Genomic DNA, 13,916 nt, shown 5'->3' with positions numbered 1-13,916 from the left:
CTGATCGAGTCCGCCCGGAGGCGCTGGCGCGCCAAGATGCTTGGCCAACGCCGTCGCGCTGGCCAAGGCCGCCAAGGCCCTCGACCTCCTGCTCGTCCTGACGACCTCGTTGGAAGACCACGGCCAGGGCCCCCTGGCTCCCGAGATCGCCACTGTCGCCCCGCAGGAGTACGCCGCCCGGATCCAGCGCATCGGCGTGGTCAACGCCATGGACGACCCTGCCTTCGCGGCCGCCGTGGCCGCGACCGGGCGCAGCAACCTGGTCATCGCCGGGGTCACCAACGACGTCTGCACCGTGTATCCGACCCTGACCGCGCTCGAGCAGGGCTACAAGGTCTAGGTCGTCGCCGACGCCGGGGGCTCGATGAGCATCCAGGCAGACGAGGTCGCCCTGCGACGGATGGAGAACGCCGGCCGCGACCACGCCACCCCGCGCCCCGACGGCGTCCAGATCGATCCAGCCGTGATGGCGCAGGCCGCCGACGCGTACGGCCAGGTCATGGTCGGGCCGCCCCGCTGAGGCGTTCCAACTCTGCCCCTGCCGAAACTTCCATCCGTGCAGGTTAAGCGGCATGTGAGTACTCGTGGAGGAGGCCGCCGAGCCGGTCTCGTCGGCGTATGTTCAGGTCGGTGATTCGCTCCGCGTCGCTACTTCGGTGAACTTCCAGCTCGAGCCCGATGCGATGAGTTTTGACGCGGTACAGGCCGGCGGCTGCAGCCCCACGCTCATGAAGTGGAAGAACGTCCTCACCAACATCTTCGCCTGTATGAACGGCAGAGCCTGGCCCTTCAGGTCCCACGCCGGTTCCTTTGAAGCGCGGCTGTCGGCGGTGACGCCCGCGTGCCGTATGCTGCCCGGCGCGACGGCGACGACCGCGGCCACCGCTCATCCGGTGCGCCGACCGGGAGTGCGAGTTCCGCGCCACGGGACTGCCCGATGATCGCCACCCGCGGTCCGCTCACTTCTGGTCGTCCGGTGAGCCAGGTGATGGCCTGGGAGAAGTAACCGAGGGTCGATGTGGATGAGGTGGGCCGGCCGGTCCTCGACGCCGAAGTAGCCGAGCGACAGTACGGTGTATCCGCGCGTGGCCAGCAGGGCGGCGGAGTGGTCGAGCCGGCCGCCGTCGGAGCCGCCGAGCATGATCACTCCGGGTGCCGCCTCGTCCCGTGAGTAGAGCGTGCCCGTCAGGCCGCTGTCGTACGGTGCGGTACGTTCGAGAATGTCTTGGTCTGTGAAGGTGCGCTCGAAGCGCGTCTCGGCCAGCGGTGCTCCGTCGGTCTCCACCGTGAGCGACATCCGCAGCGGATTCGGCTTGCGGCGGGCGAAGAAGCGTCCAGGGGAGGCTCGGCCGGCCGCATCGACCACAGCAGGCCGGTCGGGGACGCACCTTCGTACGTGCCGTCCAGCGGTGCCATGACCCCGGCGTCCACCACGCCGCGCTCGTCGGCCCGGAACCGCCCCACGACTCCCAGGCCCGCTGTTCACCGTCCTTCACGCGAACCCGCAGCACCGCCTCGCGGAACGTGGGACAGGAAGAAGTACTGACGGTCCAGTTCGGTGGTGAGGATGTGCACGAGGGCTCGGACATCGGCCTTGCGGCGAGCTCTTCGTGAAGCTCACGGTGGCGCGCCTGCTCCAGGGAAGCGTCGTCGGTCTCGACGCCTCCGCCGGGCAGTACCCAGTAGGGCTGCCGACTTGGCTTGATCCGCTTGATGGTGCGCAGGTGATCGCCCTCCACCAGGATGGCGCGGACCCGTTCACGCATGCAGTCTGACAGAGAGGGGTCGCGTCAAGGGGGCTGCTCGTCCGCTTCCAGGTTGTCGAGGATCTTGGCGGCCAAATCGGCGAACTGATCGAGCTCGTCGGGCGTCAGCCGGTCCACGAACAGGCGCCGGACCTCTTCGGCGTGCCCGGGCACGGCCTGTTTGAGCGCGGCGAGCCCCTCCTCGGTGAGAACCGAGTAGATGCCGCGAGAGCCACACCGTTCGCGGGCGACCAGGCCCCGGCGGTGCATCCGGACGAGCTGGTGGTGCATGCGGCTCTTCTCCCAGCCGGCGGCCCGCCCGAGCTCGTAGGAGCGCATCCGCCCGCCGGGCGCCTCGGACAGCAGGGCGAGCACGGTGTAGTCGGCGTTGGACAGGCCACTGCTGGCCTGTAGCTGCTGCTCGATGCGGGTCCGCAACGACTCCACCATCCGGAAGGACGTCCGCCACGCGCGGAGCTCACGTTCGGTCAATCCAAGCTGCGCCATGAGGCCACTCTACCAGTGAGTTGACATATCTACTCGATGGCGTAATCTCTCCAGTAGACACATCAACTCGATTCGGCGGGGCGTCCTCCCTTGTCGGCCCGCAGCGCAACTGAAAGAAGACCGTCATGACCCGGATCGGCATCATCGTGGGCAGCTCGCGCCCGGATCGGAACAGTGAGCAGGTGGCCCGATGGGTGTGGGATCACGCCTCGCGCCGTGACGACGCCACCTTCGAGCTCATCGACCTTCGCGACTTCCCGCTGCCCTACTTCGACGAACCGTTCCCGCCCGCGTTCGGCAACTACCAGAACGAGCACACCAAGCAGTGGGCCAGCACCATCGCGTCCTTCGACGGCTTCGTCATCGTGACGCCCGAGTACAACCACAGCATTCCCGGCGTGCTGAAGAACGCCATCGACTACCTGTACGCCGAGTGGGCCAACAAGGCGGTCGGCTTCGTCTCCTACGGAATGGTGGGCGGTGCCCGCGCCGTGGAGCACCTGCGGACGATCGCCGGCAACCTTCACCTGGCCGACGTACGCCAGCAGGTCACCCTCCACCTGCTGACGGAATTCGAGGACTTCACCGTCTTCAAGCCCGGCGACTACAACCTCGAGGCGCTGGACTCCATGCTCGGCCAGGTCGTCGACTGGAGCACCGCGCTCACCCCCCTGCGAGCCACCCCAACTGTCAGCGCGTCCTGACCAGCTTTACGAAGGAGAATTCATCATGGTGAACCGGCGGAACGAAGGGGAGCGGCGGGAGAACGCCGATCCACGACCCGGGCGCCGCAATTTTCTCAAGACCTCGGCGGCGGCCGGTGTGGCGGGGGCGAGTCTGCTCGCCGCGTCCCCGGCAGATGCCCGGGACGGTGACCAGGCGCCACCGAGGAACACCGGTGGCAAGGGACGCCGCTACGTGATCCGGGGCGGGGCGGTGATGTCGATGGACCCGAAAGTGGGCAACTTCGAGGTCGCCGACGTCCTGGTCGAAGGCACGAAGATCGTCGAGGTGAAACCCGGCATCACCGCCTCCGGCGCAGACGTGATCGACGCGCGCGGGCGCATTGTCATGCCGGGTTTCGTCGACACGCACCACCATATGTTCGAGACGGCAGAGCGTGCGTTTCTCGCCAATGGCCTGCTCCAGGACGACAAATCAGGCTCGCCAAGCGCGAACCCGAACTACGCCGATCACGTCCTGTACGGGTTCGCGCGGGCCTACCGGCCGCAGGACGTGTACATCAACGAACTGTTCGCGGGACTCTCGCAGCTTGACGCGGGCGTCACCTTGGCGCTCGACGTGTCGCAGATCCACCATTCCCCGGAACACTCCGACGCGGCGGTCAAGGCGCTGATGGACACGGGGCGGCGGACCGCGTTCGGCTATTTCGAGGGCGACGGCCGTGCCGGAGCCGAGTACCCGGAGGACGCCCGCCGCATCAGGGACCAGTGGTTCTCCTCGGACGACCAGCTGGTGACCATGATCATGGGCGGCGAGGTCCACCTCGGCCAGGAGGTGTACACCCGATCCTGGCGGATCGCCCGCGAACTGGGCCTGAGGATCGCCGCGCACTCGGTCGGCGCGTGGGGGATGCGGCCGACACTCGACGCCATCGCCCAGGGCACCGGAGGGGTCAAGCTGGGGCCGGACAACCTCTTCATCCACATGACCGGCATGTCCGACGAGACCTGGAAGGTGTTCAGGGACTCCGGTGCGCAGGTTTCGATCGCCTTCCCCATCGAGATGGTCATGCGGCACGGCACCCCGCCGATCCTCAAGATGCAGGAGCTCGGCATGGAGCCTTCGCTGAGCTCTGACGTCGAGACGACGATGGCCGCGGACGCGTTCACGCTGATGCGCTCGGCAATGACCATGCAGCGCATGCTCGTCAACCAGCTGGTCCTGGACCAGGGCGACCCCGTGCCGCCCAACAACTGGCCGAAGCCGGCCGAGGGCACGCCCGAACTCCTCACCGTCCGCGACGTGCTGCGTTACGCGACCATCAACGGCGCCAGGCACCTGGGGCTCGACGGCAGGACCGGCTCGCTCACGCCGGGCAAGCAGGCCGACATCCTCCTTCTCGACGCGACCGCGCTCAACGTGGCCCCGCTCAACAGCGTGCCGGGAGCGGTCGTGTCGCTGATGGACCGTACCAACGTCGAGACCGTGATCGTCGCCGGCAAGGTCCGCAAGTGGCGGGGGCGCCTGCTCGACGTGGATCTCGGCCGGCTGCGGCGGGAGCTCGAAGCTTCGCGTGACCATCTGTTCAAGGCGAGGGGCTTCAGGCAGGACCTGTTCGCGTACAGCTGAGCCCGAGCATGTGACCTCCGCCCCGGCGTCGTCCTGGACGATCCCGGTGGGCACCGTGGAGTGACACCCAGTACCTCCACTGACGCGTCTCGCAGTAGCCAGAGTACGCGTAAACCAGAGCACCGCGTTGGTTGACAGGGCCGGCTCCGGCTACACCGATCGATGGATCACTTTCCATCTGGCAGGAGGGTGGCGAGCTTGCCGAGCGGGACTTTCAGCCAGGTCCCGGTGGGGCCACACTTACCGCTTAACCTGCAGAAACAGGATCACGCGAAGATCGATTCATACACCACGTCCGTGGACGTGACCAGTTGCCGTGGCTGGCCGGCGGGACAAGGAGTCTCGACCCTGGATTGTTCGCTGGCGTGGAGCGTCCTGCCGCGCCACCTCCAGCTGCCCTCCCACGTTCCGGGGCCAGGCAGCGATCTGGGCCGGCGGATCAGGGGGACAATCTCCGGGCGACCGCGTACGAGGACTTTCGGGAACGGAAAGCTTGACCTAATATAAATACGGAGTCACTCACTATCAAAACTGTCGCCTGAGAGGAACCATGGAAACGCGCAGGCCGGGCCGTCCCCGATCGGAGACCGCAGACCAGGCGATCATCGATGCGACCTTGCAGGTCGTCTCGGAGGTGGGCTACGAGGCCGCGAGCCTGGAGCTGATCGCTCAGCGAGCCGGGGTCGGCACCGCCACCATCTACCGTCGCTTCAAGCGGAAGAGCGGGCTGGTCGCCGCGGCACTGGCGAAGTCGGCCGAAGCCCTCCGTCCGCCTACGACAGGCGCCATGCGGAGCGATCTTGCGGAGCTGATGCGAGAGCTGTGGGCGGGCTGGGAGAAGCGGCCGGTCGCACGCGTTCTGGCCGCTGTCGCGCTCAGCGAGCCGGAGCTCCTGCAGATCGGCTGGCAGGTGCTGGCGGGTCCCCACCAGGAAGTGGTGGCTGCTGTCGCTCGCGAGGGCATCGCTCGGGGAGAACTACGCGAGGATCTCGACGTCGAGGTGCTCGTCGATCTGCTCTGCGCGATTCCGAGCTGGCTCGGCCTGATGCGCCCCGACGCGGAGTTCACGCCGGAACTCGCCCTTCGCTTCGCCGACACGATCCTCCGCGGAGCCGCGTCCCCTCTCCGAACGAGGAAGGAATGAGCATGCCCAACCGGAAGAAACTGTACTTCGACGACGTCTTCGCCGACGGAGTCCTGCTCCACACATTCAACCGCGCGACGTTCGGCGGAGCAGCGATCGGCGAATGCCTGATCGCGGCATCCAAGGTCGACGAGAAGGACACGGAGAGCTGGTGGCGCGCCTGGAGCGAGCAGGGGCGGCAGGCCGAATCAGTCGCCGAGACGGCGCGGGCGCGGGACCATCGGGTGACCGCCAAGAACGCGTATTTGCGGGCGATGACCTACCACTACAACGCGCACTACGCTCTGCGCCCCACCGACCCCCGCTACGTGCCGGCGGTGGAGCACTTCCGCTCCCTGTTCAGGAAGTTCGCAGCGCTGAGCCCCCGGCCCATCGAGGCGATCGAGATCCCGTACGAGGGCAAGACCCTTCCCGGCTACTTCTTGCGCCCGGACGCCAGCGGAACGCCCCGCCCCACCCTCGTGGGCGGAGACGTCATCGCGGAAGAGCTCTACTTCTGGGTGGCGCCGGGCGGACTCGAACGCGACTACAACATCCTTCTGGTCGACCTCCCAGGGATCGGGCTGAACCCCCACCACGGGATCCATTTCCGCCCGGACACCGAGGTCGGGGTCGGCGCCTGTGTCGACTGGTTGTACGAGCGCGGCGACGTGGACGCCTCGCGCATCGCCTTCTACGGCGGCGGCCCCGGAGGCTGGGTGGCGGTACGCGCGGCCACCTACGAGGAGCGGATCGCGGCGTGCGTGGCGGATCCGTTCGTCCCCGACACGGACGGCGTCATGGGATTCTTCAGCCGCCCGGAGTACGACTCCAAGGACGTCTCCCAGCACACACTGGCCTTCTCCGCGGTCGAGCAGGTCGCGGTCTTCTACGGAGGCGAGGATCGCAAGGGCTACCCCAAACTCACCGCCGAGCCGGAGAAACTGCGCTGCCCACTGCTGTGCATGAGCGACCCAGGCGACAGTGATGCGGTACGCGCGGAGTGCGACCGTGCGGTGGCGACCGCACCGCACCCGGCCAACGTGCACCGCGTCCTCACCCCGGAGGATGGCACGACGTTCTTGCGCGCGGCAGACAACTTCATCCTCAAACAGGGCGTCATGTACGACTGGCTCGACGAGGTCCTGATCGCTTAGCGGCGGTCTCTCTGGTGCGGCGGCGCGGCCGATCCAGTCACACTTCTAGAGCCAGACGGCGGCGACGCGCTCGACGTGCGCCCGCGCCTGGGCGAGCCCGGCGCGGGCGGCGGATGCCCGGCGGGCGGGGTCGAGCGGGTTGCCGCCGACGGCGGCCCTGGTCGCCTTGTCAGGGTCGATGACCTCCACGCGAGCGCCCTGCCGTGTCAGCAGGTCGGCGTGGGCCCGGGCGGAGCGCAGCGGGCCGCCGCCACGCGAGACCGGCGCGATGATAACGACCCGCCGGTAGCCGGCCGCGAGGTGGGCGTTCGTCGGCGAGTACACACCGCCGTCGATCCACCGCCGCCCGTTGATGGTCACCTGCGGCCAGACACCTGGGATCGCGCAGCTCGCGTCCACCGCCTCGACCAGCGGGACGCCGCTGTCGCGGTCGATGGCCCACAGCTCTCCGATGGCGGCGTCCACGGCGGCGACCTTGAACGGACGTACGGGCCATTGGGGGGACAACAAGCGGTCCGCGATCACGGCGGCGCGCTCCCCGGTGTCGACACGTGCGGGCCGGAGCCTGCCGAGCCGGCGGGCGTACTCCTCAGGAGTGCGGGAGCGCAGCATCGCCCAGACGTAGGCCAAGATTCCGGACGGGCTCAGGCGCGCTGGGAGTTCTCCGTCCGTCCCGGCGAGCTGGCGCTCGTACAGGCCCTCGAGCGCGATCGACTCCGAGGCGAGCGCGGCGCCGACGACCGAGCCCACCGACGTGCCCACAATGAGGTCGGCCACGCTGAGATCGACTCCCGCGGACGCCAGGCCGTACAGGACGCCGGCCTGCCAGCCGGCGAAGGCAAGCCCGCCGGAGCCGAGCACCACAGCTCTCTCCTTCATGATCACATCTTCCTCGTGCGGCTCGGCGCCTCGGAGAGCGGGGTGGTCAGGCCGCGTCGTGGTGGGGCAGGCGGGCGGGGTTGAGGTTGTACAGCTCGTCGAAGGTGGTGCGCTCGTACGACCGGCACCAGGCCAGCGCCTCCTCCGACAGTTCTCCTTCGGCCAGTTCGGCAGCCACTCGCCTGCCGTACTGGGTGTGGTCGTGCGCGGTGAGGACGACCACGTCGGGCACCAGCCGGCGCAGCCATTGCATCCGGCGGACGGAGTCGACGTACAGCGATTCCGCACCGGTCTGGATCGCGCGGACCTGGTCCACGGCGAGGTGGTGAATCGTGTAGAGCGCGTCGCCGGTGAGCAGCAGACGGTACCGGCCTGCGTGGACCAGGACACTGGTGCTGCCGGGGCTGTGCCCGGGCGTGGGCAGCAGGGTCACCAGGCCGTCGCCCAGCAGGTCGGCCGAGGAGTCGAACCCGCCGATCTGCGCCCCGGTGAAGTCGACCGGGCGCCAGTGCCGCACTGGAGCGATCGAGGGTTCGAAGCCCAGCGGGACGAGGCCGAAGACCTTGGAGTGGCGCGCGTCGTACTCGGCCCTGCCGAGATGGACGGCGGCGTCGGGGAACAGGCCGAGCGAGCCCACGTGGTCCTCGTGCAGGTGCGTAATGATCACGGTTGACACGTCGGACGGCCGGTAGCCGTGCCGCGCCAGTTGCGCGGTCATGGTCTCGTCGGCGGGCAGGTCGTATTCGTCTACGTCCGTGACGTGCTCCATGATCGAGCCACGGTAGTAGTCGACGTGTGCGGTCTGCTCCGGGCTGATGCCCGTGTCCACCAGGATCGGCCCGGCCTGTGGGTGCTCGATCAGGTAGCTGTGGATGGGGACCCAGATGTAATGCTCCTTGTCGGTGACGAAGTCGGTCATGCTGTAGCCGTCCAGGCCGCCGTAGAACTGCCCGAACGGCACCTTTGTCCGTCCTGTGCGGAGGGGGAAGACCTTCATTGCTGCTCCTTCGTTGGAACGGATGCGTTCCGTCCTAACGTAGGTCTCGCTACGCTGGAACGCAACTGTTCCGTCGCGCTGGAAGGACCTCATGCCCCCCAAGAGGAAACCCGCAGGAGCCGCAGTTCCGCAGGCCGGCGTCACAGCGGCCATCGAGCGGGCGATGTTCGACGAACTGCTGGAAAAGGGATACGCGCGGATGTCGATGGAGGCCGTGGCCCGGCGCGCCGGGGTCGGCAAGGCCGCCCTGTACCGCCGCTGGCCCTCGAAAGAGGCGATGCTGGTCGACCTGGTGGGCGACCTCGCCAGGCAGCACATCCCCCATGTGCCCGACACCGGGACACTTGACGGGGACGTCCGCGCCTTTCTCGATACCACGCTGGCGCAGATGCGCGACCCGCAGATCAACAAGATCGCCCTGGACCTGGTCGCCGAGGCCGGCCGGTGCCCGACGCTGGGCGACGCACTCCGTGAGGTCGTTTCCCGGCCCAGGCGCGCGGCCGCCGAGGAGGTACTCGGCCGCGCGATCGAGCGGGGCGACGTGCCCGCAGGGCTGGACCTCCAGCTGGGGATCGACCTGATGATCTCACCGCTCACGTTCCGGCTGGTGATCGCGAGCGGTCCAGTGGACGGGGACTACCTCACCCGGCTGACCAGATCGGTTGTCGCCGCCATCCGCGCGTCCTAAGGCCCCATGAAGAGGTAATGTCCGCTGCCGTGTCCTCGATGGTCTGAAGGAAACTCGCTGTCATCCCAGGCGCACAGCACTCGATGTAACCGAGTGCCGTAGCAGCTGGTCACAGCCACCCGCGCCGTTGTGCCTCGACGCCGGCCTGGAAACGGCTCGTCGCGCCCAGTCGCTCAGTGAGGGCGGTCATGATGCGTTGTACGCTGCGCGTGGAGATGGCCAGCTGGCGGCCTGCGGACTCGTCGGTGTGGCCGTTGGCCAGCAGCCGCAGCAGCTCGCGTTCCTGCTGGTTGAGCCCGTGCTCGTTCCTGGGCGACGCCTCGCCGAGCGGCGTGCCCGCGACCCAGAGCTGCTCGAACAGCGCGATCAGACCGATGATTACGCCAGGGCTGTCCAATTCCAGCGCCCCGGCGTTGGAACGATCGGGGTCGATGGGAACCAGGGCGATCCGGCGATCGACGATGACGAGCCTCAGCGGCAGGGTCGCGGTGGTCCGGCTCTGACCGCCGTGCTCTGCCATCCACCGGGCGTGGGCCAGAGTGGCGGGATCATTGCGGTAACTGTCCAGGTAGATGTTGCGGATGACCACCCCGCGCCGTAATGCCGGCAGGTTGAGCTTCTTTTCCGTGGCTATGGTCTCGGGCCTCTGGGGTCCGGACGGTGTGAGGGACAGGCATTCGGCTTGGGCGTTTTGGGACAGTTCGGCGAGGCGCTCGCGTACCGTGTCCAAGCCGTTGAGCCTGCGGATCGTCTCCGGCTCATCGTGGTCCTCGTACCGGGTGGCGAGGGCGGCAACCGCGGCCCTGGTGGCCTCGATGCGCTGCTGTCTGGCCAGAATCTCGGCCTCGGCCTTGGCCACGAGTGCCTGCAGAGCCGCCTGGGGGCGTACGACATGGAATCCGTCGGCGCTGCCGCGCACCAGCGTGAGATCGACGAGGTGGTTCAGGGCAACGCGCACGGCGTCGGTGCCGACACCTACCCGGGCGGCCAGACCGGCGAGGTCGAGGTGGGGATGGTCCAGCATGGCTCGGTAGACGGCCTCGTCAACGGTAGACAAGCCCAGTGCATCGAGCATCATGTTACCGGCCGCAAGGTTGCGTAGGCTTCACGGGGCCAGATCATGACGTCCCCGTTGGCGTCGTGGAAGCCGCTGATGAGCCGTGCAACGTCGGCGGGAGCCGAACGTGGCGAAGTCTCGTGATCATCACGTTAATCCTCCCTGTGTTGAATTGTGCCACCTCTTGGTCATTTTCCGGAAGGTTGCAAGATCTCCGCATGTCTGGCGCGAATACGCCAGGCAGGATCACGCCAGGCCGATCACGGTGACAGCGCGGTGCGGTGGCCGCATCCTGCGAAGGCAGGCAGTGGCGAGCGGCGTGACGCTCCCACCGCCCCTTCCTCCTCATGACCGGCAAGGGGGCATGACCATGCATGTGCGCACAGCGAGTACCGGACGGCGAACGGCTGCCGTCGCGGTGAACGGGTTCGGCTGGGACGGCCCCTGAAGGAGCCCGGCCGCGTCCGATGATGATGGCAGTTGTCTGGGTCGGGCCGCTCCGCGCGGCCTGCGCCCTGCCTCCCCACCAATTCACCGACCTCATGTGGCGGCATGCGACCGATGATGACGGAATCCAGCACCTTTGTGTCAGGACCGCTCAGGACCAACTGATGGTCTTCGGATTTCTCATGGCCGACAGTGAGCCGCAGGCTCGCACCACGCTCAGGAACCTCGCGCAGAAGGCGATCAGCAGCGAGCCGCGGCTGCGGCTTTGGCGCCTCATCTGAAGCCGGAACCACCGCTCAATCCAGGAAGGAACTTCATCATGCTCGAAGACGTCCGTCACCGCCTCGCAGCCGGCACTCTCGGCGTTCTCGCCACCGCCACGCTCGGCGCCGTCGCGTCGAGTCCAGCGTACGCCGCCACTCCTCAGGAGGTGTCCACCGCCGACAGCGCACAGTCGGATATCCGCGCCGCCCTGGCGATGGTCACGGCCAGCAGCACTGCCACCGCCACCGCCGACTCCGTCGCCTGCATCGTCGCAAGCTGAGCCGTAGGAGGACGATCGTGCCGTTCGCTTCCGACGCCCTGCACGTCGACTGCCACGCCCACAGGATCTATCCGTACGTGGGCTGCAACGCGCTGATGAACCTGCTGCTCCCGCGCATCCGGCGCGAGTGCCCCGACCTCATCAGGCAGTTCGCCAGATCCATCGTCACCCTGGCCCCGGACAGCCACGCGATCGTCCTCGAAGCGGCCCCCGACCTCGCCCCGATCATCGGCGAACCGGGCGAGATCCCTTTCACCGCCGACGGCCGCGACGAGGGACTCCACCACCGCACCCGAACAACGTGGCTGGCCCACGCGATGGTGGAGTTCCTGCGGCTGTGTTGGCGGGACGGGGAGCGTGTCGTGTTCATCAATGTGGATCACGCAGATCCGCTCCAGCGGGAGTTCCTCGACATCCTCATCCGGCGCATCCGCCCGGACCAGGCCCGCATCGTGCTGCAAGGGCACGGGCCGAGCCCAGGCCCGGACGTCGTCAGCCCCGACGCCCACGCCGAGCGTGCGGTCGAGTTGCTGCGGCTGGGGCGCAGGTCGCTGGAGCTCACTCTGGTTCCGTACCACTTCGAACGCAGCTCGGCGGAGCCCGGCCGCATCGTCGAGGCGCTGTCGGAGGCCGCCCGCTATTACTCGGTCGTCGGCTTCTACGAGATCGCCATGCGGCTGGCACGCGCAGCCCTGCTGCACTCGCCGCGGGACGGCCTGGTCGAAGGCCGCATGCACCGGGTGGTCATCACCTCGCTGATGATGCTGGGACGGCTGCGGGAAGCCGAGGCGCTCTGCGTCGAACTCCAGCAGCGCAACACCAATCCGGTCACGCTGCTCAACTGCGCGAACGTCAGGGCACTGATGCACGCTCGCCTGCACAGTCCGCAGGAGCGCGACTACGAGATCGGGGCACGGCAACTGGAGGAGTGCCTGCGGCACCTGCGCGACGTCCCCGAATGCCTGGACCCGGTCGCGAACACCATTTTCGTCGACACGAACCTGCGCGCGCTGCTCGAACTGCGTGCTGGACGGCCGGACAAGTCCATGCGGTTGCTGCGCGCGGGGCTGCGCGACCTGAAGCGCGACTGCCCGGACCTCTACTCCAGTGAAGCCGCGCTGTACTTTCAGAACGTCGGGCGCCTGCACTACCGTGCCCGCAGGTACGCTCTCGCGGCCGAGGCGTTCTCCGAGGCCCTGGAGCACGAACCGCTGTCTCCCGAGAGCTACTTCGAACGCGGCAACAGCTGGCGGGCCGCCGGGGACCATGTCCAGGCCGTACGCGACTACGAACTGGCCGTCGTCGCCGGACCGGCGTACCCGCAGATCCACTTCAATGCCGCTCTGTCGTACGCGTCGATGAGTCGCGACGAGGAGGCCGTCGCAGAATACGGCAAGGCGCTGGAGCTCGATCCCGCCTATGTGGACGCCTTACTCAACCGTGCCAACCTGCACTATGCGCGTGGCCGGTTCCTCGAGGCCGGGCAGGACGTGCGACGAGGTCTCGCATTGAGCCCCGGCCACCCCGGACTGCTGTGCACGCTCGGACTGCTTGAGCTGCGGGATCGCGACCACCGGGCCGCGCTGGCCGCGTTCACCGCGGCGCTCGCCGCCCGCCCTGCGATGACCGAAGCCCTGATCAACCGTGCCTCCACCTGGTTCGACCTGGGGCATGCCGAGCAGGCGATCAAGGACCTCACCCGCGCGCTGTCGATCAGGCCTGACGCTACCGCCTACTTCAATCGGGGGCTGATACACCAATTCATGGGGCGGTGGCAGGAGGCGATCGACGACTACGACCGTGCGCTGCTCTACGAGAATGCCGACACGGCCGCTGTCACCCGCCGCCGCGATGACTGCGCACGCACGCTCGCGGACGTTCCTGAAACCGGTGCTCACGTCCGAGAAGCGTCTTGACGGCGATCGCCGGTGTTGCGACGCCGCGCGGGCGGCTTCACGGCTGTCTCCAGTGGATGCATGACTTCAACGAACGCTGAAAGAAGCAGGATGCCACTCCCCGTGTTTGCTCGGACCGCACCGTGGCGACGCCGGCGCTCCTGCGGGTCACCAGGGGCTGTGGTGAGCCAGGTTCACCGTCAGCGCGGCCACGGCTAGAAGAAAGAATGCGGCCCAGTTTGCGAGCTTGTAGTAGCGCACCCTCAGGTGGGCGACCAGGGCGCAGATGAAGAACAGGACAAGCCCGACCGCAGCGGCCGTTCCGATCAATGGCACGGCGGGGCCGACCAGCAGTCCGAGCGCGCCTGCGGCCTTGAGGGCGCCCAGCGGGAACATCCATGACAATGGCACGCGCTTTATCTTCATGACGGCGATGACCTGCTCGTTGCCGGAGAAATCCAGGTAGGCGGCATAGCAGTTTGCGATCGCGGTCAAAAGGGTTACTGCGATATAGGCAACAGACATGGGATCCTCACTTGAGGAGTGGACTAACAGGGTTCAGAG

At 67.6% G+C, this 13,916-nt stretch carries 15 protein-coding genes and 2 pseudogenes; 9 read left to right on the top strand and 8 right to left on the bottom strand.

Annotated elements, in window-relative coordinates; all coding sequences use genetic code 11:
• Nucleotides 1-31: 31 nt before the first annotated feature.
• Both ABD830_RS15350 and ABD830_RS15345 read left to right on the top strand, forming a co-directional pair.
• Nucleotides 32-340 (top strand): annotated as a pseudogene (locus ABD830_RS15350) (isochorismatase family protein); the annotation flags it as partial.
• Nucleotides 341-364: 24 nt separating this feature from the next.
• A complete protein-coding gene (locus ABD830_RS15345; protein WP_344987479.1) occupies nucleotides 365-520 on the top strand; it encodes a hypothetical protein in 156 nt (51 codons plus the stop codon).
• A gap of 102 nt (nucleotides 521-622) precedes the next feature.
• Here the strand turns inward: ABD830_RS15345 and ABD830_RS15340 are convergent, their stop codons facing one another.
• The 4 genes and pseudogenes from ABD830_RS15340 to ABD830_RS15325 form a co-directional block, all read right to left on the bottom strand.
• Nucleotides 623-883, bottom strand: coding sequence for a hypothetical protein (locus tag ABD830_RS15340; protein ID WP_344987478.1), 261 nt, complete (start codon nucleotides 881-883; stop codon nucleotides 623-625).
• 302 nt (nucleotides 884-1,185) lie between these two features.
• On the bottom strand, nucleotides 1,186-1,416 hold the full coding sequence (locus tag ABD830_RS54210; protein ID WP_378520976.1) for a hypothetical protein: 231 nt from the start codon (nucleotides 1,414-1,416) through the stop codon (nucleotides 1,186-1,188).
• A 152-nt stretch (nucleotides 1,417-1,568) separates the two neighbouring features.
• Nucleotides 1,569-1,766, bottom strand: a pseudogene (locus tag ABD830_RS54205) (NUDIX domain-containing protein); the annotation flags it as partial.
• Between the two features lie 24 nt (nucleotides 1,767-1,790).
• The gene (locus tag ABD830_RS15325) at nucleotides 1,791-2,252 is read right to left on the bottom strand and encodes a MarR family winged helix-turn-helix transcriptional regulator (protein WP_344987475.1); all 462 of its coding nucleotides are present in this window, start codon (nucleotides 2,250-2,252) and stop codon (nucleotides 1,791-1,793) included.
• Nucleotides 2,253-2,377: 125 nt separating this feature from the next.
• On the opposite strand from ABD830_RS15325, the gene ABD830_RS15320 reads away from it, so the two are divergent.
• The 4 genes from ABD830_RS15320 to ABD830_RS15305 all read left to right on the top strand — a co-directional run bounded on the left by ABD830_RS15320 (nucleotide 2,378) and on the right by ABD830_RS15305 (nucleotide 6,845).
• Entirely contained in the window at nucleotides 2,378-2,956 is a 579-nt protein-coding gene (locus ABD830_RS15320; protein ID WP_344987474.1) for an NADPH-dependent FMN reductase, read from the top strand.
• A gap of 25 nt (nucleotides 2,957-2,981) precedes the next feature.
• Complete coding sequence (locus ABD830_RS15315; protein WP_344987473.1) at nucleotides 2,982-4,565, top strand: amidohydrolase family protein; 1,584 nt, start codon at nucleotides 2,982-2,984, stop codon at nucleotides 4,563-4,565.
• Between the two features lie 550 nt (nucleotides 4,566-5,115).
• Nucleotides 5,116-5,709, top strand: a complete 594-nt coding sequence (locus ABD830_RS15310) for a TetR/AcrR family transcriptional regulator (RefSeq protein WP_344987472.1) — start codon at nucleotides 5,116-5,118, stop codon at nucleotides 5,707-5,709.
• A 2-nt stretch (nucleotides 5,710-5,711) separates the two neighbouring features.
• A complete protein-coding gene (locus ABD830_RS15305; RefSeq protein WP_344987471.1) occupies nucleotides 5,712-6,845 on the top strand; it encodes an alpha/beta hydrolase family protein in 1,134 nt (377 codons plus the stop codon).
• A 45-nt stretch (nucleotides 6,846-6,890) separates the two neighbouring features.
• Here ABD830_RS15305 and ABD830_RS15300 read toward each other — a convergent pair whose 3' ends face one another.
• Nucleotides 6,891-7,724 (bottom strand): patatin-like phospholipase family protein, encoded by an 834-nt coding sequence (locus ABD830_RS15300; protein ID WP_344987469.1) that lies wholly within the window; start codon nucleotides 7,722-7,724, stop codon nucleotides 6,891-6,893.
• Nucleotides 7,725-7,770: 46 nt separating this feature from the next.
• A complete protein-coding gene (locus ABD830_RS15295; protein WP_344987468.1) occupies nucleotides 7,771-8,721 on the bottom strand; it encodes an N-acyl homoserine lactonase family protein in 951 nt (316 codons plus the stop codon).
• Nucleotides 8,722-8,812: 91 nt separating this feature from the next.
• Between ABD830_RS15295 and ABD830_RS15290 the strand changes: the two genes are divergently transcribed.
• Entirely contained in the window at nucleotides 8,813-9,409 is a 597-nt protein-coding gene (locus tag ABD830_RS15290; RefSeq protein ID WP_344987467.1) for a TetR/AcrR family transcriptional regulator, read from the top strand.
• 109 nt (nucleotides 9,410-9,518) lie between these two features.
• Here ABD830_RS15290 and ABD830_RS15285 read toward each other — a convergent pair whose 3' ends face one another.
• Complete coding sequence (locus ABD830_RS15285) at nucleotides 9,519-10,466, bottom strand: helix-turn-helix transcriptional regulator (protein WP_344987466.1); 948 nt, start codon at nucleotides 10,464-10,466, stop codon at nucleotides 9,519-9,521.
• 766 nt (nucleotides 10,467-11,232) lie between these two features.
• On the opposite strand from ABD830_RS15285, the gene ABD830_RS15280 reads away from it, so the two are divergent.
• Complete coding sequence (locus ABD830_RS15280; RefSeq protein ID WP_344987465.1) at nucleotides 11,233-11,457, top strand: hypothetical protein; 225 nt, start codon at nucleotides 11,233-11,235, stop codon at nucleotides 11,455-11,457.
• 17 nt (nucleotides 11,458-11,474) lie between these two features.
• A complete protein-coding gene (locus ABD830_RS15275) occupies nucleotides 11,475-13,373 on the top strand; it encodes a tetratricopeptide repeat protein (RefSeq protein WP_344987464.1) in 1,899 nt (632 codons plus the stop codon).
• A 147-nt stretch (nucleotides 13,374-13,520) separates the two neighbouring features.
• Here the strand turns inward: ABD830_RS15275 and ABD830_RS15270 are convergent, their stop codons facing one another.
• The gene (locus ABD830_RS15270) at nucleotides 13,521-13,877 is read right to left on the bottom strand and encodes a DoxX family protein (protein ID WP_344987463.1); all 357 of its coding nucleotides are present in this window, start codon (nucleotides 13,875-13,877) and stop codon (nucleotides 13,521-13,523) included.
• Nucleotides 13,878-13,916: the final 39 nt, after the last annotated feature.

It is taken from the genome of Nonomuraea helvata (assembly GCF_039535785.1).
GTDB classification, from domain to species: Bacteria; Actinomycetota; Actinomycetes; order Streptosporangiales; family Streptosporangiaceae; genus Nonomuraea; species Nonomuraea helvata.
The sequence above is the reverse complement of the archived record's forward strand: the minus strand, read 5'-3'. Positions and strand labels throughout refer to the sequence as shown.

Coding starts and splice junctions, on each gene's coding strand:
- ABD830_RS15280 (WP_344987465.1), top strand. CDS start 11,233: ATGCTCGAAGACGTCCGTCACCGCCTCGCAGCCGGCACTCTCGGCGTT.
- ABD830_RS15310 (WP_344987472.1), top strand. CDS start 5,116: ATGGAAACGCGCAGGCCGGGCCGTCCCCGATCGGAGACCGCAGACCAG.
- ABD830_RS15305 (WP_344987471.1), top strand. CDS start 5,712: ATGCCCAACCGGAAGAAACTGTACTTCGACGACGTCTTCGCCGACGGA.
- ABD830_RS15320 (WP_344987474.1), top strand. CDS start 2,378: ATGACCCGGATCGGCATCATCGTGGGCAGCTCGCGCCCGGATCGGAAC.
- ABD830_RS15290 (WP_344987467.1), top strand. CDS start 8,813: ATGCCCCCCAAGAGGAAACCCGCAGGAGCCGCAGTTCCGCAGGCCGGC.
- ABD830_RS15295 (WP_344987468.1), bottom strand. CDS start 8,721: ATGAAGGTCTTCCCCCTCCGCACAGGACGGACAAAGGTGCCGTTCGGG.
- ABD830_RS15270 (WP_344987463.1), bottom strand. CDS start 13,877: ATGTCTGTTGCCTATATCGCAGTAACCCTTTTGACCGCGATCGCAAAC.
- ABD830_RS15315 (WP_344987473.1), top strand. CDS start 2,982: ATGGTGAACCGGCGGAACGAAGGGGAGCGGCGGGAGAACGCCGATCCA.
- ABD830_RS15300 (WP_344987469.1), bottom strand. CDS start 7,724: ATGAAGGAGAGAGCTGTGGTGCTCGGCTCCGGCGGGCTTGCCTTCGCC.
- ABD830_RS15325 (WP_344987475.1), bottom strand. CDS start 2,252: ATGGCGCAGCTTGGATTGACCGAACGTGAGCTCCGCGCGTGGCGGACG.
- ABD830_RS15345 (WP_344987479.1), top strand. CDS start 365: ATGAGCATCCAGGCAGACGAGGTCGCCCTGCGACGGATGGAGAACGCC.
- ABD830_RS54210 (WP_378520976.1), bottom strand. CDS start 1,416: ATGGCACCGCTGGACGGCACGTACGAAGGTGCGTCCCCGACCGGCCTG.